At 73.0% G+C, this 26,614-nt stretch carries 23 protein-coding genes and 1 tRNA gene; 7 read left to right on the top strand and 17 right to left on the bottom strand.

The annotated features are described in order from the left end of the window. Nucleotides 1–85: 85 nt before the first annotated feature. The 4 genes from JWR81_RS08690 to JWR81_RS08675 form a co-directional block, all read right to left on the bottom strand. Nucleotides 86–159: transfer RNA gene (locus JWR81_RS08690), tRNA-Leu, on the bottom strand. Between the two features lie 40 nt (nt 160–199). Continuing rightward, nucleotides 200–1,588 (bottom strand): NAD(P)/FAD-dependent oxidoreductase, encoded by a 1,389-nt coding sequence (locus JWR81_RS08685; RefSeq protein WP_297649246.1) that lies wholly within the window; start codon nt 1,586–1,588, stop codon nt 200–202. Between the two features lie 95 nt (nt 1,589–1,683). Continuing rightward, nucleotides 1,684–2,397, bottom strand: coding sequence for a uracil-DNA glycosylase (locus tag JWR81_RS08680; protein WP_297649244.1), 714 nt, complete (start codon nt 2,395–2,397; stop codon nt 1,684–1,686). A gap of 1 nt (nt 2,398) precedes the next feature. Beyond that, a complete protein-coding gene (locus JWR81_RS08675) occupies nt 2,399–3,352 on the bottom strand; it encodes a Ppx/GppA phosphatase family protein (protein ID WP_297649242.1) in 954 nt (317 codons plus the stop codon). Between the two features lie 274 nt (nt 3,353–3,626). On the opposite strand from JWR81_RS08675, the gene JWR81_RS08670 reads away from it, so the two are divergent. Continuing rightward, nucleotides 3,627–5,261: an acyl-CoA dehydrogenase family protein gene (locus tag JWR81_RS08670; protein ID WP_297649251.1), complete on the top strand. Its 1,635-nt coding sequence runs from the start codon at nt 3,627–3,629 to the stop codon at nt 5,259–5,261. Here the strand turns inward: JWR81_RS08670 and JWR81_RS08665 are convergent. Genes JWR81_RS08665 through eno form a run of 3 tightly spaced genes read right to left on the bottom strand, consistent with a single transcriptional unit; the run spans nt 5,239 to nt 7,552 of the window. Next, nucleotides 5,239–5,754, bottom strand: coding sequence for a DUF501 domain-containing protein (locus JWR81_RS08665; RefSeq protein ID WP_297649240.1), 516 nt, complete (start codon nt 5,752–5,754; stop codon nt 5,239–5,241). The genes JWR81_RS08670 and JWR81_RS08665 overlap by 23 nt on opposite strands. Further along, the gene (locus JWR81_RS08660; protein ID WP_297649238.1) at nt 5,751–6,254 is read right to left on the bottom strand and encodes a septum formation initiator family protein; all 504 of its coding nucleotides are present in this window, start codon (nt 6,252–6,254) and stop codon (nt 5,751–5,753) included. Before JWR81_RS08660 ends, JWR81_RS08665 begins: the two co-directional genes overlap by 4 nt. 5 nt (nt 6,255–6,259) lie before the next feature. Beyond that, the gene (gene eno, locus JWR81_RS08655; protein ID WP_297649250.1) at nt 6,260–7,552 is read right to left on the bottom strand and encodes a phosphopyruvate hydratase; all 1,293 of its coding nucleotides are present in this window, start codon (nt 7,550–7,552) and stop codon (nt 6,260–6,262) included. Nucleotides 7,553–7,701: 149 nt separating this feature from the next. Between eno and JWR81_RS08650 the strand changes: the two genes are divergently transcribed. The 4 genes from JWR81_RS08650 to efeB all read left to right on the top strand — a co-directional run bounded on the left by JWR81_RS08650 (nt 7,702) and on the right by efeB (nt 11,525). Beyond that, entirely contained in the window at nt 7,702–8,106 is a 405-nt protein-coding gene (locus JWR81_RS08650; protein WP_297649236.1) for a tetratricopeptide repeat protein, read from the top strand. Between the two features lie 127 nt (nt 8,107–8,233). Continuing rightward, nucleotides 8,234–9,067, top strand: coding sequence for an iron uptake transporter permease EfeU (gene efeU, locus JWR81_RS08645; protein ID WP_297649234.1), 834 nt, complete (start codon nt 8,234–8,236; stop codon nt 9,065–9,067). Nucleotides 9,068–9,102: 35 nt separating this feature from the next. Further along, a complete protein-coding gene (gene efeO, locus JWR81_RS08640; protein ID WP_297649232.1) occupies nt 9,103–10,245 on the top strand; it encodes an iron uptake system protein EfeO in 1,143 nt (380 codons plus the stop codon). A gap of 41 nt (nt 10,246–10,286) precedes the next feature. Beyond that, nucleotides 10,287–11,525, top strand: coding sequence for an iron uptake transporter deferrochelatase/peroxidase subunit (gene efeB / locus JWR81_RS08635; protein ID WP_297649248.1), 1,239 nt, complete (start codon nt 10,287–10,289; stop codon nt 11,523–11,525). A gap of 71 nt (nt 11,526–11,596) precedes the next feature. On the opposite strand, the gene JWR81_RS08630 is transcribed toward efeB, so the two are convergent. From JWR81_RS08630 to JWR81_RS08605, 6 genes are all read right to left on the bottom strand, one after another. Further along, the gene (locus JWR81_RS08630; protein ID WP_297649230.1) at nt 11,597–12,508 is read right to left on the bottom strand and encodes a MazG family protein; all 912 of its coding nucleotides are present in this window, start codon (nt 12,506–12,508) and stop codon (nt 11,597–11,599) included. 3 nt (nt 12,509–12,511) lie between these two features. Then, a complete protein-coding gene (locus JWR81_RS08625) occupies nt 12,512–13,405 on the bottom strand; it encodes a hypothetical protein (protein WP_297649228.1) in 894 nt (297 codons plus the stop codon). Between the two features lie 13 nt (nt 13,406–13,418). Beyond that, nucleotides 13,419–13,922, bottom strand: a complete 504-nt coding sequence (locus JWR81_RS08620; protein ID WP_297649226.1) for an RDD family protein — start codon at nt 13,920–13,922, stop codon at nt 13,419–13,421. Continuing rightward, a complete protein-coding gene (gene mfd, locus JWR81_RS08615) occupies nt 13,919–17,473 on the bottom strand; it encodes a transcription-repair coupling factor (RefSeq protein ID WP_297649224.1) in 3,555 nt (1,184 codons plus the stop codon). Before mfd ends, JWR81_RS08620 begins: the two co-directional genes overlap by 4 nt. A 298-nt stretch (nt 17,474–17,771) precedes the next feature. Next, complete coding sequence (locus tag JWR81_RS08610) at nt 17,772–18,395, bottom strand: hypothetical protein (RefSeq protein WP_297649222.1); 624 nt, start codon at nt 18,393–18,395, stop codon at nt 17,772–17,774. After that, nucleotides 18,392–18,898 (bottom strand): VOC family protein, encoded by a 507-nt coding sequence (locus JWR81_RS08605; protein ID WP_297649220.1) that lies wholly within the window; start codon nt 18,896–18,898, stop codon nt 18,392–18,394. Before JWR81_RS08605 ends, JWR81_RS08610 begins: the two co-directional genes overlap by 4 nt. A 73-nt stretch (nt 18,899–18,971) precedes the next feature. Here JWR81_RS08605 and JWR81_RS08600 point away from each other — a divergent pair, with 73 nt between their 5' ends. Beyond that, nucleotides 18,972–19,421, top strand: a complete 450-nt coding sequence (locus tag JWR81_RS08600) for a MarR family transcriptional regulator (protein ID WP_297649218.1) — start codon at nt 18,972–18,974, stop codon at nt 19,419–19,421. Between the two features lie 4 nt (nt 19,422–19,425). Here JWR81_RS08600 and JWR81_RS08595 read toward each other — a convergent pair whose 3' ends face one another. From JWR81_RS08595 to JWR81_RS08580, 4 genes are all read right to left on the bottom strand, one after another. Continuing rightward, complete coding sequence (locus JWR81_RS08595) at nt 19,426–22,761, bottom strand: S41 family peptidase (RefSeq protein ID WP_297649216.1); 3,336 nt, start codon at nt 22,759–22,761, stop codon at nt 19,426–19,428. Nucleotides 22,762–22,825: 64 nt separating this feature from the next. Then, complete coding sequence (locus JWR81_RS08590) at nt 22,826–23,095, bottom strand: DUF2277 domain-containing protein (RefSeq protein ID WP_297649214.1); 270 nt, start codon at nt 23,093–23,095, stop codon at nt 22,826–22,828. A gap of 19 nt (nt 23,096–23,114) precedes the next feature. After that, entirely contained in the window at nt 23,115–23,786 is a 672-nt protein-coding gene (locus JWR81_RS08585) for a PIG-L deacetylase family protein (protein WP_297649212.1), read from the bottom strand. A gap of 125 nt (nt 23,787–23,911) precedes the next feature. Next, a complete protein-coding gene (locus JWR81_RS08580) occupies nt 23,912–24,865 on the bottom strand; it encodes an acyl-CoA desaturase (RefSeq protein WP_297649210.1) in 954 nt (317 codons plus the stop codon). A 247-nt stretch (nt 24,866–25,112) separates the two neighbouring features. On the opposite strand from JWR81_RS08580, the gene JWR81_RS08575 reads away from it, so the two are divergent. Then, a complete protein-coding gene (locus tag JWR81_RS08575; protein ID WP_297649208.1) occupies nt 25,113–26,594 on the top strand; it encodes a penicillin-binding protein 2 in 1,482 nt (493 codons plus the stop codon). Nucleotides 26,595–26,614: the final 20 nt, after the last annotated feature.

The following is a 26,614-nucleotide window of genomic DNA, read 5'->3' as shown; positions in this document are numbered from 1 at the left end:
CAGCCGGATACGCCCGGACAACACAAGATCGCCCGCTGACCGTATAGCTGCTGGTCAGCGGGCGATTGTGCTGGTTGCGGCGGGGTGCCCCCGGTGGGATTCGAACCCACACTGGGACCCTTTTAAGGGGCCTGCCTCTGCCGGTTGGGCTACGGGGGCCGGCCGGGTCAGACTACGGACCCGGCCGACGCCCCTGCCGTCAGGAGGCGGTGCGGGCCACCGGGATCGGGTCGCCGGGCACGCCGTTGGTGGCGGCCCTGGCCTCCCCGACAGGTCGGGGACCACCGCCCGCGACGCGGTCGAAGTCGGCCTTCGGGTCGTTGATCTGGCCCAGCGAGACGACCTCGCGGCCCAGGAACAGCGCGCCCGTCCAGTCGAAGACGATGCGGATGCGGCGGTTCCACGTGGGCATCCGGCTCACGTGGTACGTGCGGTGCATGAACCACGCGATGATGCCGCGCAGCTTGATGCCGTAGATCTCCGCGACGCCCTTGTAGAGGCCGAGGCTCGCGACCGAGCCCGCGTAGGAGTGCTTGTACTGCGAGAGCTGCTTGCCGCGGATGTGCGCCACGACGTTGTCGGCCAGCACCTTCGCCTGGCGCACGGCGTGCTGCGCCGAGGGGCTGGTCTTGGCCTCGGGGTCGTCCTTGGACAGGTCGGGCACCGAGGCGCAGTCGCCCGCGCTGAAGACGCCGGGCATGCCGTTGACCTGCAGCTCCGCGCTGCACTCGACGCGGCCGCGGGCGTCGCGGGGCAGGTCGGTGTTCTCCAGCATCGGGTTGGGCTTGACGCCCGCGGTCCAGATGATGGTGTCGGTGTCGAAGGACTGGCCGTCGTCGAGCTCGACGTGGCCGCCCACCATCGTCTTCACGCGGGTGTCGAGGTTGACCTCGATGTCGGCGTCCAGCAGCCGCTCGACGGTGTAGCGGCCCATCTTCGGACCCACCTCGGGCATGATCCGGTTGGCCGCCTCGACGAGCACCCAGCGGATGTCCTCGCGGTTGATGTTCTCGTAGTAGCGGCTGGCGTAGCGGGCCATGTCGGCCAGCTCGGCGAGCGCCTCGATGCCCGCGTACCCGCCGCCGACGACGAGGAACGTGAGCAGCCGGCGGCGCAGCGCGGGGTCGATCGTGGTGGCGGCGGCGTCGAGCCGCGACAGCACGTGGTTGCGCAGGTAGATGGCCTCACCGACGGTCTTGAACGCGATGCCCTGCTCGGCCAGGCCGGGCACGGGGAGCGTGCGGGCCACCGAACCCGGGGCGACGATCAGAACGTCGTAGCCGATCGTGGTGGTGCGGCCGGCGGCAAGGTCCACCGTGACCTCACGGGCGGCGTGGCTGATTCCTGTGACGCGGCCGGTGAGGTGGTGGCACATGCGCAGCACCTTGCGCAGCGGCACGACCACGTGGCGCGGCTCGATGGAGCCTGCGGCCGCCTCCGGGAGGAAGGGCTGATAGGTCATGTGCGGCTGGGGGTCGATGACGGTGATCTCGGCTTCGCCCTTGCGCAGCTTCTTCTGCATCCGCAGGGCCGTGTACATGCCGACATAACCGCCGCCGACAACGACGATCCTCTGGTTCCGGGCCATGACTCCATGTTCCCACTCTCACGGCGGTTTCACGCGCTCCCTGGGAGTGATACCTGTGACGATTCAGAACGTCGCCTTTGCCGGGTCAGCCCTGTTCAGGTGCTCGGGCGGCAGAGACCCGCCGCCTCCCCCGCCGCCCGCAGCACGTCCTCCAGCATCGCGGGCGTGAGCCGTCCGGTGAACGTGTTCTGCTGCGAGACGTGGTAGCAGCCGAACACGTGCAGCGGCCCCCGCTCCCCCGCCAGCTCGACGTGCGCACCGTGCCCGAACCTGGGACGCGGACGCGGCACCGTCCAGCCCGCCCCGGCCAGCACCGGGAGCAGCGCCTGCCAGCCGAATGCGCCGAGCACCACCACCGCACGTGGTCGCAGCAGCGCGAGCTCGGCCCGCAGCCAGCCGCCGCACTCGTCGCGCTCCTCGGGCGTGGGCTTGTTGTCGGGCGGCGCGCAGTGCACGGGCGAGGTGATCCTGGTGCCGCGCAGCTCCAGGCCGTCGCCGACGTGGACGGCCCCGGGCTGGTTCGCGAGCCCGACGGCGTGCAACGCGGCGAACAACACGTCACCTGAGCGGTCGCCGGTGAACATGCGGCCGGTGCGGTTGGCGCCGTGCGCGGCCGGGGCGAGCCCGACGATCAGCAGCGACGCGTCGGCCGGTCCCAGGCCGGGCACCGGGCGTCCCCAGTAGTCCTCGTCGCGGAACGCGGCGCGCTTGGCCCGTGCCACCCGCTCCCGCCATTCCACGAGCCGCGGGCAGGCGCGGCAGTCGACCAGCGCGGCGTCCAGCGCCGCCACGGACGGGAACGAGCGCACGTCAGGCGATCGAGCGGGCGATGCCGTCGAGGATGTCGTGCTCGCTCACAACGAGCTCGGTGATGCCTGCGCGCCGGTGCAGCTCCTGCGCGAGGACGTCGACGACGAGCGCGCCACCGCCGATCACGTCGATGCGGCCGGGGTGGATCGCGCCGTACGTGCCCCGCTCCTCGCGCGACATGCCCAGCAGCTCCGTCGCGACGGTGTGCAGGTCGTCCACCGAGAGCCGGGACATGTGCACGGCGTCGGAGTCGTAGGCCGCGAGGCGCTGGTGGTAGGCCGACAGCGTGGTGATCGTGCCCGCCACGCCCACCCAGGTGCGCACACCCTCGACGGGTACGGCCGCGAACGCCGCGTCGAGGATGCCGGCGGCCAGCTCGCGGGCCTGCGCGATCTCGTCGGCGGTGGGCGGGTCGCCCGCGAGGCAGCGCTCGGTGATGCGGACGCTGCCGATGTCGGCCGAGTACGCCGACCGCACGGTGGCCTTGCCGCCCACCAGCTCGCCGACGACGAGCTCGGTGGAGCCGCCGCCGGTGTCGACGACGACGAAGGGGCCGTCGTCCGGGTCGAGATCGCCGACCGCGCCGACGAACGACAGCGCGGCCTCCTCCTCACCGGAGATCACCTCGGCGTCGACGCCGAGCGTGTCGCGGACCATCCCGAAGAAGTCCTCGCGGTTGCGGGCGTCGCGGGTGGCGCTGGTGGCGACCATCCGCACGCGCTCCACGCCCTTGCGCCGCAAGGCCACCGTGTAGTCGGCGAGTGCCACGCGGGTGCGCTCGAGCGCCTCCGGATCGAGCACGCCGGTGGCGTCCACGCCCTTGCCCAGCCGCACGACGCGCTGCTCCCGGTGCAGGTCGCGCAGGGCGAGCGTGCCGTCGAAGCTGGTCGTGACGTCGGCGACGAGCAGGCGGATCGAGTTCGTCCCGCAGTCGATGGCGGCCACCCGTGACATGCGTTCGTCCTCCGCGGATCGGGTTCGGTCGTGCCCGGGACCGGGCTCGGACACCGTACGCGGGACGGCCGACACGGCGTGGACCGCTCACGACCAGAGCATCCGCGGTTAGGCTCCGCGCGTGGCCGAGCAGCTGGGGAAGCAGACGGAGCAGGCGCCGCCGGGCGACGCGCCGTCCGTCCCGGTGCAGGATCGCCGACGTCCCGCGGCAGCGGAGGTCCGCGCGGTGCGGGCCCCCGCCAAGCGCGCCCCGGCGCGCACCCCCGAACAGCCGCTGCGCAACGGGGACGGGCGCACCCATCTCGTGGACAACCAGCCGCCGCCGATCGCCGGCTACGACGCGCTGGCCTGCGACCCCGCGCTCACCGACGCCGTCCGCCGGGAGGGCGCGTCCGATGCGCTCCCGGCGCTGGGCCAGCTCGGGCAGATCGTCGCGTCGGCCGAGGCCCGGGAGCACGCCCGGCTCGCCGACGCCCACTCGCCCGTCCTGCACACCCACGACCGGTACGGCCACCGCGTCGACGAAGTGGAGTTCCACCCGTCGTGGCACTGGCTGATGCGCACGTCCGTCGGGTGGGGGCTGCACGGCACGCCCTGGGTGGCCGAGCCGTCGTCCGGTGCGCACGTGGCGCGGGCTGCGGGCTTCTACCTGATGGGACAGCTGGAGTCGGGCCACTGCTGCCCGATCTCGATGACCTACGCGTCGGTGCCCGCGCTGCGCCGTGACCCCGAGCTGGCCGCGGCGTACGAGCCCGGACTGCGGTCCACCACCTACGAGTTCGGGCTCACCGAGCCGTCGACCAAGGCGGGGTTGCTCGCCGGCATGTCGATGACCGAGAAGCAGGGCGGCTCCGACGTCCGCGCGGGCACCACCCAGGCGAAGCCACAGCCCGACGGCACCTACCGACTGACCGGGCACAAGTGGTTCACCTCCGCGCCGATGAACGACCTGTTCCTGACGCTGGCGCAGGCTCCGGGCGGCCTGACCTGCTTCGTGCTGCCCCGCGTCCTGCCCGACGGCACCCGCAACGCGATCCGCCTGGAGCGCCTGAAGGACAAGCTGGGCAACCGCTCGAACGCCTCGGCGGAGATCGAGTACACCGACGCCGTCGGCTGGCGGCTCGGCGACGAGGGGCGCGGCGTCCCCACGATCATCGACATGGTCTCGATGACCCGCCTGGACTGCGTCCTCGGATCGGCGTCCATCACCCGGGCCGCGCTCACCGAGGCCGCCCACCACGTGCAGCACCGCAGCGCGTTCGGGTCCCGGCTGGCCGACACCCCGCTCATGCAGACCGTGATCGCCGACCTCGCGCTGGAGTCGGAGGCCGCCACGGCGCTCGCGATGCGCCTGGCCGGGGCCGTCGACCGCGGGGAGGACGCGCTGCTGCGCCTGGCCCTGCCCGCGTCGAAGTACCTCGTGTGCAAGCGGACGCCGAGCGCGGTCGCCGAGGCCCTGGAGTGCCTGGGCGGCAACGGGTACGTCGAGGAGTCGGGCATGCCCCGGCTCTACCGGGAGGCCCCGCTCAACTCGATCTGGGAAGGCTCCGGCAACGTCACCGCGCTCGACGTGCTGCGTGCCGTCACCCGTGAGCCCGACTCCGTCGACGCCGTCCTGGCCGAGTGCGACGCGGCGCTCGGCGCCGACGACTGGTTCGACCGCGGCCTCCAGGAGCTGCGCGTCGAGCTGCGCAGCCGCGAGCCCCGTCGCGCGCGGCGGCTGGCCGAGATGCTGGCGCTGTGCCTGCAGGGCAGCCTGCTGCTGCGGTTCGCGCCGGACGAGGTCTCGTCGGCGTTCGTGAACAGCCGGTTCCTGCCGGACGGCCCGTGGCGCACGGCCGGCACGCTGCCCGCGGAGTCGCACACGGAGGCCCTGCTGGACAGGGTCACCCCGCGCCCGGCGGGCTAGGTGTCCTGGGGGTGGCGCAGGGCCCCGCGGCCCACCAGTCGCCGATCTCGGCCAGCGCCTCGTCACCGAACGGGTTGACATCCGGTCCCGCGGCCAGTGCGTGCGCGACGTGGACGTGCAGGCACTTGACGCGGTCGGGCATTCCTCCGGCGCTGACGTCCGTGCCGAGCGACTCGATGGCGTCGCGCTCGGCGAGGTAGGCCTCGTGCGCGCGCTGGTAGGCGGCGGCGAGCTCCGGGTCCTCGGCGAGGCGGGCCTGCATCTCCTTCATCCGGCCCTCGGCCTCGAGAGTGCCGATGCGGGAGCTCAGGCGGGAGCACGTCAGGTAGTACAGCGTGGGGAACGGCGTGCCGTCCTCGAGCCGGGGAGCGGTCTGCACCACCGACGGCATTCCGCACGGGCAGCGGTGCGCCACGTCGCGCACCGCCCGCGGGGCACGGCCGAGCTGCGCGGCGACCGCCGCGGCGTCCGCCGGGTCGATGCCGGGGCTCACGGCGAGCCCGCCGAGACCTCGCGCCACAACGCCCGGTACCAGGGCGCACCCGACGCGGCGTTCTCCTCCGGGGCGGCCGGGGCCTGCGGGAACTGCACGACGTAGGGCACCTCCCCGGGCATCGCGTACCCGAGCCGCGAGCGGGCCTGGGCCTCGATCTCGGCCGGGTCGGACAAGCGGACCTTCTCCTGCGTCAGTGCGTCGACCTGGGCGGCCAGGTTCTGCTGCTGCTGGGACACGGCCGCGAGCTCCTGGCGCTGGGCCACGTAGTTGCGCAACGGGACGACGACGGTGAGCGCCAGCGCGCACACCACGAGCGCGAGCACCGCCGCCCGCCGGGTGGACGAGAGGCCGAGCAGACCGGTGGTGGCCGCGACGACACCGCGCGGCCGCGACCTGGTCAGCTTCGGCTCGCGACCGCGACGACGGGAGGCACCGGTGCCCGTGCCGCGCGGGCGCGGGGTGCGCCTCACCCGGCCCTTCGCCCGTTCCTCGGCCATCTGCGTCAGGAGGTCTCCGCGACGGTGAACCGCGGGAAGGCGAGGTCGCCTGCGTAGCGGGCGGCGTCGCCGAGGGCCTCCTCGATGCGGAGCAGCTGGTTGTACTTGGCCACGCGGTCCGAGCGGGCCGGCGCACCGGTCTTGATCTGGCCGCAGCCGGTGGCGACAGCCAGGTCGGCGATCGTGGTGTCCTCGGTCTCGCCGGAGCGGTGGCTCATCATGCAGCGGTAGCCCGACGAATGCGCGAGCGTGACGGCGTCGAGGGTCTCCGACAGCGTGCCGATCTGGTTGACCTTGACCAGCAGCGCGTTGGCGGCGCCGCGGGCGATGCCCTCGTCGAGGCGCTCGGGGTTGGTGACGAACAGGTCGTCGCCGACGATCTGCACCTTGTCGCCGATCGTGGACGTGAGCTCCACCCAGCCGTCCCAGTCGTCCTCCGCCAGGGGGTCCTCGATGGAGATCAGCGGGTAGGCGTCGACGAGCTCGGCGTAGACGGCCGCCAGCTCCCCGGCCGGGAGCTTCCTGCCCTCGTAGGAGTAGACGCCGTCGGAGTAGAACTCGGTGGCGGCGACGTCCAGTGCGAGCGCGACGTCGCGGCCCAGCGTGTAGCCGGCCCCCTCGATCGCCTCGGCGATCAGGTCGAGCGCGGCGCGCGTGCCGGGCAGGTCGGGGGCGAAGCCGCCCTCGTCGCCCAGCCCGGTGGACAGGCCCTTCTTCTTCAGCACCGACTTGAGCGAGTGGTAGACCTCGGCGCCCCAGCGCAGCGCCTCGCGGAAGGAGTCGGCGCCGATCGGGGCGATCATGAACTCCTGCACGTCGACGGACGTGTCGGCGTGCGCACCGCCGTTGATGATGTTCATCATCGGCACGGGCAGCACGTGGGCGTTCGGGCCGCCGACGTAGCGGAACAGCTCCAGCCCGGACGACTCCGCGGCCGCCTTCGCCACCGCGAGCGAGACGCCCAGCAGTGCGTTGGCGCCGAGGGCGGACTTGTCGGGAGTGCCGTCGAGGTCGACGAGCCGCTGGTCGATGAGCCGCTGGTCGACGGCCTCCATGCCGGCGAGCTCCGGGCCGATGGTGTCCAGCACCGCCGCCACGGCCTTCTCGACGCCCTTGCCGCCGAAGCGCTTGGGGTCGCCGTCACGCAGCTCGACCGCCTCGTGCTCACCCGTCGAGGCGCCGGAGGGGACGGCGGCGCGGGCCAGCGTCCCGTCGTCCAGCGCGACCTCGACCTCGACCGTCGGGTTGCCCCGGGAGTCGAGGATCTCGCGTGCGCCGACCTGCTCGATGACCGCCACCAGTGCTCCCGTCTTGATGATGACCCTGCTTCGGTGCGCCAGCCTAACGGGCGACATGCGAGAACCCCGAGAGGACGCTCCAGGTCACCCGCCGTTCGTCTGTCAACCCCTCGCAGATCGCGCCGTGGACATTTACCGTAGGAAGGACCATGACGAGCCAGCCAGCATCCGACGGCCTGTTCGAGTCCTACCGTCGTGCCGAGATGTTGATCGCCCGCCGCCGTCCGCTGGACGCGTTGCAGGCTCTGACCCCCCTGCTCGAGAGCCAGCCCGACCACGCGTCGGTGCAGCTGCTCGCCGGCCGCGCGTACCTCAACTCGGCCCAGCTGCAACGGGCCGAGCAGGCGTTCGTCCGGGTGCTCGACCTCGATCCCGCCGATCACTACGCCCGGTTCGCACTCGGCAAGGCCCTGCACCGCCAGGGACGGCTCGGCGAGGCCCACGCGCAGCTGAAGATGGCGGCCGCCATGGACCCGAGGCCCGAGTACCAGGAGGCGCTGGGCGAGGTGCGGGCCCGCATGGCCGTCGAGGGCGCCGCTCAGGATCCGGACTAACCACTCATATCGCCCCGGGCTGCGAAAATGCTCCAGGAGCGCCCTTCCGTACGATTCGCTGCGCAAGCTAGCCTGCCCCTGCTGGTGATGAGGCTGGCCTAAGACAAGCGGATGCGGGGGGGCAGCAGTGCTCGGCAATTTCCTGATCGGACTCCGAGAAGGCCTGGAGGCCTCGCTCGTCGTCAGCATCCTGATCGCGTTCCTCGTCCGCACCGACCGGCGCTCCGCGTTGCCGAAGGTGTGGATCGGCGTCGCGGTCGCGGTCGCGATCAGCGTCGGCGTCACCTTCGCACTGGCGCTCACGCAGCAGGCGCTGACGTTCACCGCGCAGGAGACGTTCGGCGGCTCGCTGTCGATCATCGCGGTCGGCTTCGTCACCTGGATGATCTTCTGGATGCGCCGCACCGCCCGGAGCATCTCCGGCGAGCTCCGCGGCCGCCTCGAGGACGCGATCCGGATGGGCTCAGCCGCCGTCGTCCTGATGGCCGCGCTCGCCGTCGGGCGCGAGGGGCTGGAGACCGCGCTGTTCTTCTTCACCGCCGCCCAGGCCGCGGGCCAGACCACCGAGCCCCTCGTCGGGTTCCTGCTCGGCATCGCCGTCGCCGTCCTGCTGGCCTACTTCATCTACCGCGGTGCCGTGAAGATCAACATGGGGAGGTTCTTCTCCGTCACCGGCGTGCTGCTGGTCTTCGTGGCCGCCGGGATCCTCGCCTACGGCGTGCACGACCTGCAGGAGGCGAGCGTCCTCCCCGGGCTGAACGCGCTGGCGTTCGACGTCAGCGCCGCCGTGCCGCCCGACTCCTGGTACGGCGTGCTGCTCAAGGGCGTCTTCAACTTCTCGCCGCAGACCACCTCGGTGCAGGCGGCCGTCTGGGTCGTCTACGTCGCCGTGGTCCTCGGCCTCTTCCTGCGCCCGCAGCGCGCGGTGCGACCGGCCGCATCCGTCGCCGCCGCTTCCTGAACCCACCACACCCTTCGTGTCCTCGTAGGAGAACCATGTCCCGCAGGTCCCACGCCGGGCTGGCCGCGGTCGCCCTCGCCTCGACCGCCGCACTCGTCGGCTGCACCAGCACGGCCCCCACCGCCGGTGGCGCAGCAGGCGGTGCCATCCCCGTCAACGCCGCCGACACCACGTGCGAGGTGGGTGCCACCGAGGCCCCCGCAGGCACCCTCAACTTCGCCATCGACAACACCGGCACCAAGGTCACCGAGTTCTACCTCTACGGCGCGGGCGACCGGATCATGGGCGAGGCCGAGAACATCGGCCCCGGTCTCACCCGGCAGCTCATCGTCGAGGTGCCCGACGGCGGCGCCTACACCACGGCGTGCAAGCCGGGCATGGTCGGTGACGGCATCCGCAACCCGTTCACCGTCACGGGCTCCGCCGCCCGCTCGGTGGACGACAGCACCAAGCTCGCCGAGGCCACCGCGGGCTACAAGCGCTACACCACGTCCCAGATCGAGGCGCTCGTCCCGAAGACGCGGGAGTTCGCCGACGCCGTCAAGAAGGGCGACGTCGCCGCGGCCAAGGCGCTCTTCCCGATCTCGCGCACCTACTGGGAGCGGATCGAGCCCGTCGCGGAGTCCTTCGGCGACATCGACCCGAAGACCGACGGCCGCGAGGACGACGAGCGCGACCCCGGCGTCGCGTTCACCGGCTACCACCGCCTGGAGAAGGACCTCTGGGTCTCGGGCCTGCAGCCCGACTCCGGCGCGATCGCCGACCAGCTGGTCGCCGACATGAAGGACCTGCAGACGCGCGTCGCCACCGTCGAGCTCACGCCCGTCCAGCTCGCCAACGGTGCCAAGGAGCTGCTCGACGAGGTGGCCACCGGCAAGATCACCGGTGAGGAGGACCGCTACTCCCACACCGACCTCTGGGACTTCAAGGCCAACGTGGAGGGCTCCCAGGCCGCGATCGCCGCGCTCCGCCCGGTGATCGACGAGAAGGACCCGACGCTGGGCCCGACACTGGACCAGCGCTTCGCCGCCGTCGACACGCTGCTCGAGGGCTACCGCTCGGGCGACGGCTTCAAGCTCTACACCGAGCTCACGCCCGACGACATCAAGAAGATGACCGCCGCCGTCGACGCCCTCGGCGAGCCCGTGAGCCAGGTCGCGGGGGTCGTGACGTCGTGACGTCGTCGCTGGGCGCGCGACTTGCTCGCCAGGGTCGCGCCATCGGCACCTTCTCGCGCCGGCGGCTCCTCGGGGCCGCCGGCGCGGGGGCCGCCCTCGCCGGGGTCGGCGTCGTCGCCGGATGCGCCGACAGCCCCGCCGGGTCCCCCGCCCCGGGCGAGGCGATCGTCCCGTTCCGGGGTGAACACCAGGCCGGGATCGTGACGCCTGCGCAGGACCGCCTGCACTTCGTCGCGCTCGACCTCACCACCACCGACAAGGCCCAGGTCATCGCCCTGCTGCAGAAGTGGACGGCGGCCGCGGAGCGCATGACGGCCGGTGCCGAGGCCGCGCCCGGGGGCGCCGTCAACCGCAACCCCGAGACGCCGCCGACCGACACGGGCGAGGCCCTCGGGCTCCCCGCGGCATCGCTGACGCTGACGTTCGGCGTCGGGGCGGGATTCTTCGACAAGCTCGGGTTGACCGCGCAGAAGCCGGCGGCCCTCGCCGACCTGCCGCGCTTCACCGGCGACCAGATCGACCCCGCCTCGTCCCGCGGTGACCTGTGCATCCAGGCCTGCTCCGACGACCCGCAGGTGGCGGTGCACGCCGTGCGCAACCTCGTGCGGATGGGGTTCGGCACCACCGAGGTGCGGTGGTCGCAACTCGGGTTCGGACGCACGTCGTCGACGTCCACGGCGCAGGCCACGCCGCGCAACCTGTTCGGCTTCAAGGACGGCACCAACAACCTCAAGGCCGAGGACGACGCCGCGCTGCGCGACCAGCTCTGGGTGCAGGCCGGCGACGGCCCGGCCTGGCACGACGGCGGCAGCTACCTGGTGGCGCGGCGGATCCGGATGCACATCGAGATCTGGGACCGCACGTCGCTCGTCGAGCAGGAGACGGTCTTCGGCCGCACGAAGGGCGAGGGCGCCCCGATCGGCAGGACGGCCGAGTTCGACGTGGCCGACTTCTCCGCGACGGGCGCCGACGGCAAGCCCGCGATCGACGAGAACGCCCACATCCGGCTCGCCTCGGCGCGGTCCCTGGGCGGGGTGCAGATCCTGCGCCGCGGCTACAACTTCGTCGACGGCAGCGACGGCCAGGGCCACCTGAACGCCGGCCTGTTCTTCATCGCCTACATGCGCGACCCGCAGAAGCAGTTCGTCCCGATGCAGCGGGCGCTGGCGAACAACGACACATTGATGGAGTACATCGAGCACACGAGCTCGGCGGTCTTCGCGATCCCCGCCGGCCTGGGCGAGGGCCGGTACTGGGGCCAGAGCCTGCTGGAGGCCTGACCGCCCCACCCCCGCGAGTCGACACGAGAGAGCACCCCGTCCCACCGATCGGCCGAACAGCTCTCGGACGATCAGCTCGGCCAGTGGCTCTTCCAGGACTCCGCCGACAGGGCATGGGGGTCTTCCCCTGCCGCCTTCGCCGCCTGCTCCGCGGCGCGGACCGTGTCGGCGAAGCGGCGGGCCGCCGCCCGCAGGTCGGCTTCCGGGTCGATGCCGGCGAGCTTCGCCGCTGCGGCCAGGGCGAACAGCTGCTCGCCCACCCCTGAACCGGAGGGCAGGAGGGCGGCGGGCAGGCCGGCCTTCGCGGTGCGGCTGGTCAGCTTCGCCGCGAGCGCGACGGCGGGCTGGCCCAGCGGCACCCCGTCCACGCTCGACCCGCGCTGCTTCTCCGCCCGCTTGAGCTCGTCCCAGCGGTGCTCCTGGCGCTCGGCGGTGTCGATCGTCTCGGTGCCGGCGAAGACGTGGGGATGGCGGCCCACCAGCTTCGCGACGAGATCCCCCGCGACCTCGTCGATGCCGAACGGCTCCGCCGCGTCCTCGGCGGCGACCCGGGCGTGGAAGAGCACCTGCAGCAGGACGTCGCCGAGCTCCTCGCGCATGTCGTGCAGGTCGCCGTCCTCGATCGCCTGGTAGAGCTCGTAGCACTCCTCGACGAGGTACTGCAGCAGCGACGCGTGCGTCTGCTCGGCGTCCCACGGACAGCCGCCGGGCGAGCGCAGCCGGTCCATGACGGCGACGGCGTCGAGGAGCTCGGCCCCGGGCGGTTCCGGCGCGGTGATCACCTCGGCACCGGCCCGCGGTTCCGTGGCGAACAGGAGCTCGTAGTCGTCGCCGTCGAGCAGCTCGGCGCCGAGCTGCTCGCGCACCCGTTCGGGCACGGAGGCGTCGGCATGGACGCGCGTGGCCGCACGCAGGGCAGGGACGGCCGCGGCCGGCAGCACCCCCGTCCAACGGGCGGGCAGGACGACGACCGTGCGCGTCACCGCTCAGCCCGCGGCGGCGGGCAGCAGGCCACCCGAGACCTGGTCGGCCGCGACGACGCGCAGCGCGATCGGGTCCCACACGCCGTAGCGCGGGTTGACCCGCACACCGAGCCGGTCGGCCACCGGCTGCAGCGTGCGCTGACCGATGGAGACGAGCTGGTCCTGGCTGATCTGGCTGACGGCAGCGGGGTCGGACGGCGCGTCGGTGCGCTTACCGGTGACCCGGAAGACGATCCAGGTGGCCTGCTGCGGGTTGGGCTGGAAGTACACGGTGCCGCCGACGGGCGTGCCGAACACGACGGTGCTGGCGATTCCCGGCGTGGTGGCGGCCGTGTAGACGATGCCGCGCTGCGACGTCTGCGGGTTGGTGAACAGAGCGTCGGCCGCGGAGCCACCGACGGCGAGCTTCTGCGCGTCGGCGACCGCCTCGTCCTTGGTGGTGGCGGCGACGAGATCGGCCGTGACCTGCAGGCCCGCCACCGCGCGCTTGGCCAGCCCTGCGGCGAGCAGGTTGTCGCGCACCTGCTGGCGCAGCCCGGCCTCGTCGAGGATCGAGTTCTGCAGCAACGACTGCGTGCCGCCCTGCTGGGCGATGAACGCGTCGACATCCGCGTCGGTGACGGTCACGCTCCGCGCGGTGGCCTGCCGCTCCACGAGCCCGTGCAGGATCTCGTTGGTGACGATGTCACGCGCGACGGCCGCGGGCGTGTCCTGCTGGAGGCCGGCCGGCGGGATCCGCTTGAGCGCGTCGCTCAGCTGGGCCTGGACGCTCTCGAGAGACACCGACGTGTCGCCGACGATGACGGCCGACCCCGCCTGCTCAGGCCCACCACACCCGCTGACCACGGCGCCGACGACCACGACGGCGGCCAGGACCCGCCCCATCTGCATGCGCACGCCGTGAACCATCTCACGCGCCATCGAAGGGTCGATCAGCACCCGTGCGCACCACCAGCGTGGCGCACACCTTGTCGGCGAACGTCTGCCGCTGCTCGTCCCACAGCGGCCAGAGGTAGCCGAGGTGGAGCGGCAGCGCGTCGAGCAGGTGCGCGATCTGCCGGACGACGGCGCACCTGAACCCGACCGGCCGCCCGGTCGTCGCCCCGACCAGCCGGATCCCCACGGCCCGCTTGCCCAGCGACTGGCCACAGGAGCCCTGGCGGAACCCGATGTTCCACACGGCGAACGCCAGCAGCGCCAGCGAGCCGAGCACGAGGATGCCGAACGCGGCCAGCGGATGCCGCGTGCGCGCCAGCCCGCCGACGAGCACGAGCAGAACGAACACCGGCAGCACGACGTCGACGAGGTGGGCGCCCACCCGGAGCACGAACGACGCCGGCGCCGGGGCCGGGGCCGTGGCCGTGGCCGTGGCCGTGGCCGTGGCGAGCGTCTCCGGAACGGGCTCGGTGATCACGCGCCGCCCACCGCGGCCGGCGCGCGGACCGGGGTGAGCAGGTCGCGCAGCAGCTTCGCGCACCACTCGAGCAGCTCGACGTCGCGCAGCTCCGCCCCGCCGATCCGGCCGCCCTCGACGGGCTTGGGCACGAGCACCACACGGGCCGCCGGCTTGTAGGCGGCCTTGGGGTGCAGGCGCTTGAGCCGCAGCTGGGCCGAGTCGGGCAGGTCGAGCGGGCCGAGCCTGATCCCGTTGCCCGCCACCGTGACCTCGGCGACGCCGAGCGTGCGGCAGGTCTGCCGGAACCGGGCGACGGCGAGCAGGTTGTGCACCGGCGCGGGCAGCTCGCCGTAGCGGTCCTGCAGCTCCTCGACGATCGCCGTGAGCGCCGCCTCGTCGGCCGCCTCGGCGATCTTGCGGTAGACCTCGAGGCGCAGCCGCTCCCCCGTGACGTAGTCGTGCGGGACGTGGGCGTCCACCGGCAGGTCCACTCGCACGTCGGTGAGCGCCTCCTCTTCCTCCCCGGCCCCGGCCCCGGCCTGCTGGCGGAACGCCGCGACGGCCTCCCCGACGAGCCGGATGTAGAGGTCGAACCCGACGCCCGCGATGTGGCCGCTCTGCTCCGCGCCGAGGATGTTGCCCGCGCCGCGGATCTCGAGGTCCTTCATCGCGACGGCCGCGCCCGCGCCCAGCTCGGAGTGCTGCGCGATGGTGGCGAGCCGGTCGTGGGCGGTCTCGGTGAGCGGGTGCTCGGGCGGGAACAGGAAGTACGCGTAGCCGCGCTCCCGTCCACGCCCGACACGGCCGCGCAGCTGGTGCAGCTGCGAGAGTCCGAGGGTGTCGGAGCGCTCGACGATCAGGGTGTTGGCGTTGGAGATGTCCAGGCCGTTCTCGACGATCGTGGTGCAGACCAGCACGTCGAACTCGTTGTGCCAGAAGCCGTTGACCGTGCGCTCGAGCAGGTCCTCGTTCATCTGCCCGTGCGCGACGGCGACGCGTGCCTCGGGCACGAGCGCGCGGATCTTGGCCGCGGCCCGGTCGATCGTGGACACGCGGTTGTGGACGTAGAACACCTGGCCGTCGCGCAGGAGCTCGCGGCGGATCGACGCGGCCACCTGCTTGTCGTCGTAGGCGCCGACGTAGGTGAGCGTGGGGTGGCGGTCCTCGGGCGGCGTGGCGATCGTCGACAGCTCGCGGATGCCGGCGAGGCTCATCTCGAGCGTCCGCGGGATCGGCGTGGCCGACAGCGTCAGCACGTCGACGTGGGTGCGCAGCGCGGTGATGTGCTCCTTGTGCTCCACACCGAAGCGCTGCTCCTCGTCGACGATGACGAGGCCGAGGTCCTTCCAGCGCACGTTCGACTGGAGCAGCCGGTGGGTCCCGACCACGACGTCGACGGTGCCGTCGGCGAGACCCTTGACGGTCTCCTTGGCCTCGGCGGCGTCGGTGAACCGGGAGAGCCCGCGCACCGTCACGGGGAAGGCGCGCATCCGTTCGGTGAACGTGTCGAGGTGCTGGGTGGCCAGCAGCGTGGTCGGGACGAGGACCACCACCTGCTTGCCGTCCTGCACCGCCTTGAACGCCGCGCGCACGGCGATCTCGGTCTTGCCGAAACCGACGTCGCCGGAGATCACGCGGTCCATCGGGACGGGGCGCTCCATGTCGGCCTTGACCTCGTCGATCGCGGAGAGCTGGTCGGGCGTCTCCGTGTAGGGAAAGGCGTCCTCCATCTCGCGCTGCCACGGGGTGTCCTTGGCGAACGCGTGCCCGGGGGCGGACTGGCGCGCCGCGTAGAGCTGCACGAGCTGCGCCGCGATCTGCCGGACGGCCTTGCGGGCGCGGCCCTTCGTCTTGGCCCAGTCGCCGCCGCCGAGCTTGTTGAGCGTCGGGACCTCGCCGCCGACGTAGCGGCTGATCTCGTCGAGCGCGTCGGTGGGGACGAACAGCCGGTCGGCAGGCTGACCCCGCTTGGAGGAGGCGTACTCCAGCACCAGGTACTCGCGGGTGGCGCCGCCGACGGTGCGCTCGCGCATCTCGACGAACTTGCCGATGCCGTGCTGGGAGTGCACGACGTGGTCGCCGGGCTTGAGCGACACGAGGTCGACGGTGTTGCGCCGCCGGGTGGGCATCTTGCGCGTCTCGGCGAGGCCGGCGCGGTTGCCGGTGAGGTCGGCCTCGGTGAGGACGACGAGCGGGCCCGCGGTGAAGCCCTCCGCGATGCGGCCGCAGGTGACCGTGACCAGGCCCTTGTCCGGGATCTCGGTGAGCTGCTCCACCAGCGTGGCCGGGACCTCGGCGTCGCGCAGCTGCTCCAGCGAGCGCTGAGCCGTGCCCTGCCCGCCGACGACGAGCACGGCGGTGCCGCCGGTGGCGACGTGGACGCGCAGATCGGTGAGCGCGCGGTCGGTGTCGCCGCGGTAGGACTCCACCTCGTGCACGGCCGGGGCCAGCACGTCGTCACGGCCCGAGAGCAGCGGGCTGAGCGTGAGCACCGGGCGTCCGGTGCTGGTGGCGTGCTCCAGCACCTCGGCGAGGCCCCGGTAGGCCGACGAGCCGACGTCGATCGGGGCGTCGGCGCCGCTCGACGCCGCGAACCACGACGCCTCCAGGAACTCCTGGCCGGTGCGGACGAGGTCGGCGCTGCGGGTGCGGATGCGCTCCGGGTCGGCGAGGAGCACCGCCGAGCCGGCGGGCAGCAGGTCGGTGAGCAGCTCCAGCTCGCCCCCGGCCAGCACCGGGATCAGCGACTCCATGCCCTCGGCCGGGATGCCCTGCGCGAGGTGGTCGAGCAGCTCTCGCAGCGGCGGGTTGTTCTCGTGGGTCTTCGCCAGGGCGGCAGCGCGCTCCCGCACCGGCTCGGTGAGCAGCAGCTCCCGGCAGCCCGGGGCCAGCAGCTCGTCGACGGCCGCGACGGACCGCTGGTCGGCGACGGCGAACGAGCGCAGCTCGCTCACCTCGTCGCCCCAGAACTCGACGCGGACGGGGTGCTCGGCGGTGGGCGCGAACACGTCGACGATGCCGCCGCGGACGGCGAACTCGCCGCGTGCGGTGACCATCTCGACGCGCGTGTAGGCGAGCTCGACCAGCCGGACGAGCAGCGCGTCGAAGTCGTGGGTGCTGCCGACGCGCAGCCGGACGGGTTCGAGCGTGCCGAGGCCCGGCGCGATCGGCTGGATGAGGCTGCGGGCCGACGCGACGAGCACCCGCGGAGCGCTTCCGGCGTCCCCGAGCCGCCGGAAGATCGACAACCGGCGGCCGACGGTGTCGGGGCGCGGCGACAGGCGCTCGTGGGGCAGCGTCTCCCAGCTCGGGAGCACGGCGACCGAGTCGGGGTCGATCAGCTCGGCCGCGGCGGCTCCGAGGTCCTCCGCCTCGCGATCGGTGGCGGTCACGGCGAGCACGGTGCGCCCGGCGGACAGCCCGGCGGCGAGGAACGGGCGCAGCGCGGCCGGCCCCTCGATGCGCAGGGCCGGGGTCTCGGTGGGGTGCACGTCGCGCGCTGCGTCGACGACGTTCCCGAGCTCGGGATCGGAGAGAGCGGAGCGGAGCAGACCAGACAGCTTGGCCACGGTGGATCGGTACCCCTTGCAGGCGTCATCGCACGCGGAACAGACCCCTGCCCGGGACAGATGCCCGGTGGGGTCTCACCATCCAGCCTACGCGGGGCGGGCGCCCGGAGAGCCCGGCACCCGCGTCGGTCACACCGCTCGCCCGTTCGAGCGACCTGCGGTTCGCGAGGGGGTCACCGGAACCGCGACCGGCCGCAACAGCCCACGGCGGGACGAGAGCCCGGGAGTCGGGTGCGGCCTGGCCGGTGGCGGTCCCGTCGAGCTCGCCGGTCGGGCGGCGTCGAGGCCTGAGCGCGCCTCAGCCCGTCGCGAGGACCTCGTCCAACCATCGCCCGAGGTCGGCGACGCCTTCGGCGGTGAGGCCGTGCCCGCCCGGGTAGCGGCGCGCCGTCACCGACGCGCCCGACTCTTCGACCAGGTGGGTCCACGTGCGGTCGAGCAGCTCGCGCGGGATCACCGTGTCCTGCTCACCCTGCTCGACGAGCACCGGGAGCCCGGCCGGCATCCCCGGCGTGACCGGCACCCCGGCGTCGAACGGGAGGGTGCCGTAGAGGATCGCGGCGCCGGCGAACCGGGCCGGATCGGCGAGCACCAGGCCGCCCGCGAAGGCCGCCCCACCGCTGAACCCGACGAGCACGACCGGACGTCCGGCCGGGGCGACGTCGTCGAGCCAGCGGCGGAACCACGCCATGTGTTCGGCCAGCGACTCCGGCACCGGACGGCCGATGCCCCGGTTGGCGAACCACGCGTACCCGCCGCCCTCGGCGATGGGCGCGCGGACGGCCGCGTATGCCGGGCCCACCGGCAGGTGGCCGACGAGCGCGACGATCTCCTGCTCGTCCGAGCCACGGCCGTGCAGCAGGACGACGAGCGGGGCGTTCGCGTCCTGCGCGCCGGCCCACGCGACGACCGGCGTGGTCACGCCTGCACCCCGAGCTCCCCCGCGGTGGGCACGCCGGTCCAGCGCCGCACCTCGCCCGGCAGGTCGAGCGCGTCGATGGGCGCGGCGTTCTCGTACTCACCCCACGCCGTGCGCGGGAGCATCCACATGATCTCGAACTCGTTGCCGTCGGGGTCGGCGCCGTAGAGGCTCTTGGTGGCCCCGTGGCTGGACATCCCGGTGAGCGCGCCGGCCTCGGCGAGGGAGACCTGGGCGTCGGCGAGCTCGTCGATCGTGTCGACCTGCCAGGCCAGGTGGTAGAGCCCGATCGCTCCGCGGCGCTTCGGACCGCCGGCCGTGCCGACGCCGAACAGGCCCAGGTCGTGGTGGTTGCCCGACCGCGCCAGCCGCAGGAACGAAGCGTTGGCCCGCGGCTCGCTCGCGACGACGGTCATGTCGAACGTACGGGTGTAGAAGTCCACGGCGCGCTCGAGGTCGGCGACGAAGAGCACGGCGTGGTTGAGACGGACGGCGCTGACGGCCATGAGGACCTCCGATTTATCTGACTACTCAGATAGTGCGCGGGCAGACGCTGCTTCGTCAAGTAGGGTTGCGCACATGGCGGAACGCTCCCTCGTCGACGACGACCGCATCACGGCCTACGGCCGGCTGGTGGAGGTGCACGCCCGGCTGGACCGGTTGCTGGGCCGCGAGCTGGAGTCGGCGGCCGGGCTGCCGCTGACCTGGTTCGAGGCCCTCCTGCGCATCGCGCGGTCCCCCGGCGGCCGGCTGTCGGCCGGGGAGCTGTCCCAGCAGATCGCGCTCACCAGCGGTGGCGTCACCCGTCTCGTCGACCGTCTCGTGGCGGCGGGCCACGTGGAGCGCCGGACGTCCCCGACCGACCGGCGTTCCCAGCTCGTCGTCCTCACCGCCGGCGGCCGCGACGCCCTCGAACACGCCTGCGCGGTGCACGTCCGCGGCCTGGACGAGCACGTGTTCTCCCGCCTCGACGACCGGGACGTGACCGACCTGGCCCGCGTCCTCGACGCCCTCCGCGAGAAGCCCTGACCCGTCAGGGGCGGGGCGGCAGGGGCGGACGGGCCCGGCTGGGGCGGGTGGTCGGGTCGGGCGGGGTCGCCGCGGGGCGGGCCGCAAGGGCCTCCAGTGCCATGTCCACGGCACGCTCGATCTGGGGGTCGCGGCCGGCCACCCAGTCCTGCGGGGTGATCACGACCTCGATGTCCGGGTCGACGCCGTGGTTCTCCACGCTCCAGCCCACGTCGTCGAACCAGAAGGCGTAGCGCGGCTGCGTGACGCCCGTGCCGTCGACGAGGCCGTAGCGGCTGTCGATGCCGATCACCCCGCCCCACGTGCGGGTGCCCACCACCGGCGCGAGCCCGAGGCGCTTGATCGCCGCCGTCACGATGTCGCCGTCGGAGCCGGAGAACTCGTCGGCGAGCGCGACCATCGGGCCGCGCGGCGCGTCGATGGGGTACGTGACGGGCTTGCCGTGGCGCACCATGTCCCACCCGATCACCTTGCGCGCCAGCTTCTCCACCACCAGCTGCGACGTGTGCCCGCCCCCGTTGCCCCGGACATCGAGCACCAGGCCCTCGCGCGAGGTCTCGCGGCTCAGGTCGCGGTGCAGCTGGGCCCAGCCCGGCGCCATCATGTCGGGGACGTGCAGGTAGCCCAGCCGCCCGCTCGACCGCTCCGCGACGAACGCGCGCCGGCCCGCCACCCAGTCCTGGTAGCGCAGCTCGGCCTCGGACCGCAGCGGGCGGATCACCACCCGCCGGATCTCACCGGCGTCGTCGCGGTCGGGCCCACTGCGGACGGTCAGCTCGACGAGGTCCCCCGCGCGCGCGACGAGCAGCGGGGCCGGACCCAGCCGCGGGTCCACCGGCTGCCCGCCGACCTCGAGGATCACGTCCCCCGCCCGGACGTCCACGCCGGGGCTCGACAGCGGGCTGCGCGCCGCGGGCGCCGACGTCTCCGGCGGGAGCACCCGCACCACGCGCCAGCCGTCCGGCGCCGCCTCCAGGTCGGCGCCCAGCAGCCCGGGACGCCCGTCGCGGTCGCCCGCGCCGTGGCCCCGCACGTACGCGTGCGACGTGCCGAGCTCGCCCTGCAGCTCCCACAGCAGGTCGACGAGGTCGTCGTGGCTGCCGACGGCGTCGACGAGCGGCCGGTACCGGGCGGTCTCGGCGGCCCAGTCGACGCCGCCCATGTCCTCGATCCAGAAGTGGTCGCGCATCAGCCTGCTGGCCTCGTCGAACATCTGACGCCACTCGGCCGCCGGGTCGACGGTGACGACGACGCGCCGGGTGTCGACCTCGTACTCGTCGGCGTCGGAGTCGGACGGCGCGCCCGACCCGGACCGGTCGGTGCGCAGCACCCGCACGGTGCCGCGGTCGCGGACGACGAGCCGTGTCCCGTCCCCGCTGACGGCGTACGCGGACACCGGGTCGGCGATCACGTCGAGTTTGCGTCGGGTGAGGTCGAAGCGCTCCAGCACCGCCCGCTCGGCCTTCTCGTCGGTGCCGGCGCGGCCGTCGCCGAGCACGCCGGTGACCGGCGACCGGTACCAGAGCAGGCAGTCCTTGGCCGCGGTCATGCCGCTGTAGCGGCCCTCGACCACCGGGATCGGCACGACCCGTGCCATCAGCCCGTCGACGTCGACCACCACCTCCGGCGGCGCGTCGTCGTCCTTCTCGTCGTTCTTCTTCTCGTCCTTCTCGTCGTCCTCGGCGGAGGGATCGGCGGGGTCGGGCGCGGGAGGGTCCTCGGGGCCCTCGTCCGCCGCGGACACCGGCCGCCCGTCCGGGCTCGCCCCGAACGGCGACGCCGTGCGCGCCGCCAGTGGGACGAGGAACGGGCGCCAGGAGGCGGGGAAGGTGAGGTCGAACGAGTGCTGGTCGTAGATGGGGTCGAAGCTGCGGCGCGACAGGAACGCCAGGTACCTGCCGTCCGAGGTGAACACGGGGTCGGCGTCGGTGAACCGCGGCTCGGTGACGGGCACCAGCGTGCCGTCGGCGATCCGGGCGATCATCACGCGCGTCAGCCCGGCCTCCACGGGCTCGCAGTAGGCCAGCCAGGCGCTGTCGGGCGACCAGGAGATCTCCTCGATCTCCCCGTCGGCGCCGCGCGCGAGTTCGCGCAGCGCGCCGTCGGGGCTCGACGTGTCCAGGACGAGCAGGCGGCCGTCGTGCGTGGTCAGGGCAACGGCGTTGCCGTCCGGTGACGGCTCCAGCTCCAGCACCCGGCCGAGCTCGCCGGCCCCGGCACGGCGCGGCGCGGGCGCGTCGGCGGCGCGCACGTCGAGCGGGGCGACGCACACGGCGTCCTCTCCGAGGGCGTCGTCCACCCACACCGCGCGGTCGTCGCCGAGCGGGCGGGCCAGCCGCGCCCGGACGCCCGGCTCCGCGAGGAGCGTGCGCGCGGGCCCGTCGCGGTGGGTGAGTCGGTGCACCGTGCCGCGGACGACGGCGACGCTCGTGCGGCCGGTCCGGTCGGGCTCCATCGAGACGAGCCAGTCCGCGGTGTGCGGGCGGTAGGGCTCTCGCGCGGTGCGGGGACCGCCGAGCCGGACGTCCAGCGCACGCGGCTCGGCGGTCAGCGAGTCGAGGATCCACAGCTCCCCCGCCGACTCGTAGACGACCCGCTCGCGGTCGGTGCTCGCGTGGCGGGCGTAGAACGCCGGAGCGCCGTCGCCCCCGTGGTCGGTGTGCCGGCGCAGCCCGGTGCCGTCGAGGCCGACGGAGTAGAGGTTGCCCCATCCCTCGTGGTCGGAGAGGAACGCGATCCGGGACTCCACGAGCATCGGCGAGTCGATGTTGCCGTCGAGGTCGGCGAGCAGCCGTTCAAACTCGCCCGGCCCCGACGGGTCCCACCACAGCTTGCCCGCCGTGCCGCCCCGGTAGCGCTTCCACCAGGCCATCTCACGCGACATCGTGGTGGACAGCAGCACCGTGGGACCGCCGTCGGGGGCCGGCGCGACGTCCGACACCGGACCCAGGTCCAGCCGCCGCGGCGTGCCGCCCTCCGCGGGCAGCGCGTATGCCCAGCTGCGCCTGTCCGAGGCCTGCCCCACCGCGCTCACGGCGAGGACGTCGCCGTCCGGCGTCCAGCCGACGGTGCGGGTCAGCCCGTTGCCCCAGTACGAGAGCCGCCGCGCGCCGCCCCCGTCGAGGCCGGTGACGAACACCTCCGGCGCCCCGTCGCGCCACGACGTCCACGCCACCCGGCTGCCGTCCGGAGACAGCCGCGGCCGGGAGACCGGCACGTCGTCGGCGGTCAGCCGGTACGCGCGGCCGCCCGTCAGCGGCGCGGTCCATACGTCGTCCTCGGCCACGAAGACGACGGTGTCGCCGTGCAGGTGCGGGAAGCGGAGGTAACTGCGGGGCATGAGGAGAGACCGTAGCGATCAGTGCGGCCGGGCCGGGGAGGCGCCGATGTGCTGCGGATCCGCCCTAACGGCTGAACCGGGCCTCGGAGCGAGCTCGGGCCTTGGCCGCCTCCACCTCGCGGTTCTTCGGCGGAGCGGCGGTCACCAACGAGTCGAGCAGCTCGTGGGTGGCCGCCGTGACGGCCTCGACGGCCCGCATGAACGCCTCGGCGTTCGCCTGCGACGGCGTGGCCGCACCGCTGATCTTGCGCACGTACTGCAGGGCGGCGCCGTGCACCTCGTCACGGGTGGCGGGCGGCTCGAAGTTGGACAGGGTTCGGATGTTCCGGCACACCCGCCCACCCTGCCCCGTCCTAGTCGATCGGGTCCAGCCCCGTCAGCGGCGCGACGCCGAGGGTCAGCTTGGCGACGTGGAAGGCCTCCGCGTAGCGCGCGTGGCACTGCACGCCGCGGATCCGAGCCAGTCCGCTGAACGTCTCGGCGTCGAACCAGCTGCGGTCGCGCTGCGAGCCGTAGTGCTCGTGCAGCTTGGTGACCTTCTCCCGCATCACCGGCTCGGCCAGCGGGAGGTAGGCGGTCGGCTGCGCGAGGTCGCCCTCCCACTTGAGGATCTCGTAGCCCAGCGTGAGGTGGTTGCGGAAGACCGTCGGCACGAGCTCGGCGAGTGTCCGGCGGTCCGGGTCGGCGTCGACCGGGGACGGCGCCAAGATCAGGTCGGGCTCGACGGCGCCGCCCAGCTCCTCCAGCACGCCCTTGGCGCGCTCCCAGCGGGCGGGCACGCGGCCGTCGGGCAGGTCGAGCACCGCGATCTCCAGGCGCGCCCCGGGACAGAACGCGGCCAGCGCGTCGCGCTCCTCCTCCTCGCGCAACGACCCGCCGCCGGTGAGGACCAGCGCCGTCACCCCCACTCCGGGGTGCGCGCGGCAGAGCTCGATGAGCGAGCCGCCCGCACCGATCGCGATGTCGTCACAGTGGGCGCCGAGCAGCAGGATGCGGTCGAGCCTCTCGGGAAGCAGGCTCAACATGGTCCGGCGACCATCATGAGTACCCCCGTTCGAGTGCCGAGCCAGCATTCTGCTCGCGCACCGGCGTCAGTGTTCCACGGATGGAGGAACAGCTGACCGTTGACTCGCTCCGAAGGCCCGGGACGTCACCTTCCGACGCTGAGCCGTTCCAGCCGACGACTGGTGGGCCAGCGGACGTCGTAGGCCCAGCCGAGCTTCTCGAAGATCCAGATCAGCCGCGCGGAGATGTCGATCTGGCCGCGCAGGACGCCGTGGCGGGCGCAGGTGGGGTCGGCGTGATGCAGGTTGTGCCACGACTCGCCCATCGACAGGATCGCGAGCGGCCAGAAGTTCCGCGAGCGGTCCCGCGACCGGAACGGCCGCTCGCCGATCATGTGGCAGATCGAGTTGATCGACCACGTGACGTGGTTGGAGACGGCCAGCCGCACGAGTCCGCCCCAGAAGAACCCGGTGACGGCGCCCTCCCACGACCACGTGAGGAGGCCGCCGAGCAGCGCCGGCAGCGCCAGGCTGACCGCGACCCACAAGCCGAACATGCGGCTCACCCGGGTGACGGCACGGTCGGCGAGCAGGTCCGGGATGAAGCGGCGGTGGTTGGTCTCGTCACGCTCGAAGAACCACGTCATGTGCGCGTGCAGGAACCCCTTCGCCACGGCCAGGGGGGACGTGCCGTGGAGCCACGGGGAGTGCGGGTCGCCCTCGCGGTCGGAGAAGGCGTGGTGGCGGCGGTGGTCGGCCACCCAGTTCAGCACGTTGCCCTGCACCGCGAGCGACCCGACGATCGCCATCGTCACCCGCAGCCACGGACGCGCCTTGAACGACGAGTGCGTGAAGTGTCGGTGGAAGCCGACGGTGATACCCAGCACAGCCAGCGTGTAGAAGACGGCCAACAGGCCCAGGTCGTGCCAGCCGACCCCCCACCCCCACGCCAGCGGGACCGCCGCGACGAGCGCCACCATCGGCCCGGCGACGAAGACGTAGATCATCGCATGCTGGAACGCGGTGCGACGCCCCGAGATCACGGGCTGGGGACCGCTCCCGGGCGGGGGCGCTCCGGCGTCGGTGACGGCAGCGGGCATGGGTCTCCTCGAGTCGTTGATCCGCGGCGCGCGGGGCGGGACCGACGGCTGCGGTCCCTGCCGAGGCTAAGCGACGGCCCCCGAAGGCCACAGGTGCCCCAGGGGAACTCCGGACGAATCACCCACTCCGGTGAGCTGTCCAACGGAAACGCCCAGCGCGGCAGCAACGCCCTGACCAGCACAAATCACCAGGCCATGGGCACCCCGAGCGCCACCGGCCCCACGGCACGGTGCGAGGATGCCGGTGATGAACACGCCGATCCGGCGACTGGGCGTCGTCGGGATGATCCTGATCCTCGCCCTGCTGGCCAACCTGACCTGGGTGCAGGTCGTGGAGGCTCCGGGTCTGCGCACCGACGCGCGCAACCCGCGTCTGCTCATCGCCGAGTACTCCAAGCCCCGCGGCCAGATCAGCGCCGACGGCATGCTGCTGGCCTCCAGCACCCCGACGTCGGACTCGCTGAAGTACCTGCGCCAGTACCCGAACGGCGCCGAGTACGCGCCGGTCACCGGTTACTTCTCCCAGCTCTACGGCTCCACCGGACTGGAACGTGCGTCGGACGCGGTGCTCAACGGCTCCGACGACCGGCTGCTGTTCCACCGCATCTCCGACCTCGTGTCCGGGCGTGATCCGACGCCGGGCAACGTCGTCACCACGATCGACCCGCACATGCAGGACGTCGCCTATCAGGACATGACGAGCAAGGGGTACAGCGGCGCGGTCGTGGCGATACAGCCCTCGACCGGGGCGATCCTGGCGATGGTGTCGACGCCCTCGTTCGATCCGGCACCGCTGGCCTCGCACGACGCGGCCGTCCAGAAGAAGGCGTGGACCGACGACAACGCCGCCAACCCGACCACGTTGCTCAACCGCGCCATCTCGCAGACCTATCCGCCCGGGTCGACGTTCAAGCTGGTGGACCTCGCCGCCGCCCTGCAGGACGGCTACACCCCCGACACCGCGGTGACGGCCGAGAACCGGATCACGCTGCCCGGCACCACCACCACGCTCGAGAACTACAACGGCGAGCACTGCGGGCCCGGTTCGGGCACCCAGGTGCCGCTGTCGGAGGCGCTCGCGCGCTCGTGCAACACCGCGTTCGCCACCGTCGCCGACCAGGTCGGCGTCGACAAGCTCCGCGCCGCCGCGCAGGCCTTCGGCATCGACGGGCCCACCCAGCAGATCCCGCAGACCGTGGCCGGCTCCACGCTCGGCGACCTCCCCGACGCCGCGGCGCTCGCGCAGTCGGGCATCGGCCAGCGCGACGTGCGGCTGACGCCGCTGCAGAACGCGGAGATCGCCGCCACCATCGCGAACGGCGGCGTCCGGATGGCACCCCACCTGATCAAGGAGATCGACGGTCCGGACCTGTCGGTGATCGACACGACCGCTCCCGAGCAGCTGGGTCAGGCCATCCCGGCGACTGTCGCCGGCACCATCCGCGACATGATGATCGGCTCCGAGCAGTTCACCACCGGCCACGGCTCGATCCCCGGCGTCACCATCGCGTCCAAGACGGGCACGGCGGAGCACGGCGTCGACTCGAAGACCACCCCGCCGCACACCTGGTACAGCGCGTTCGCGCCCGCCGCCAACCCGACCGTCGCGATCTCGGTGATCGTCGAGGACGGCGGGCACCTCGGCGACGCCGCCACCGGCGGTTCGGTGGCCTCCCCGATCGCCCGCGACGTCATGGCCGCAGCGCTCGCCGACGGCGTGAACGGGTAAACCGCCTGCTCGCCGGCGGG

Origin of the sequence: Pseudonocardia sp. (assembly GCF_025965585.1) — a bacterium.
GTDB lineage: Bacteria > Actinomycetota > Actinomycetes > Mycobacteriales > Pseudonocardiaceae > Pseudonocardia.
The sequence above is the reverse complement of the archived record's forward strand: the minus strand, read 5'-3'. Positions and strand labels throughout refer to the sequence as shown.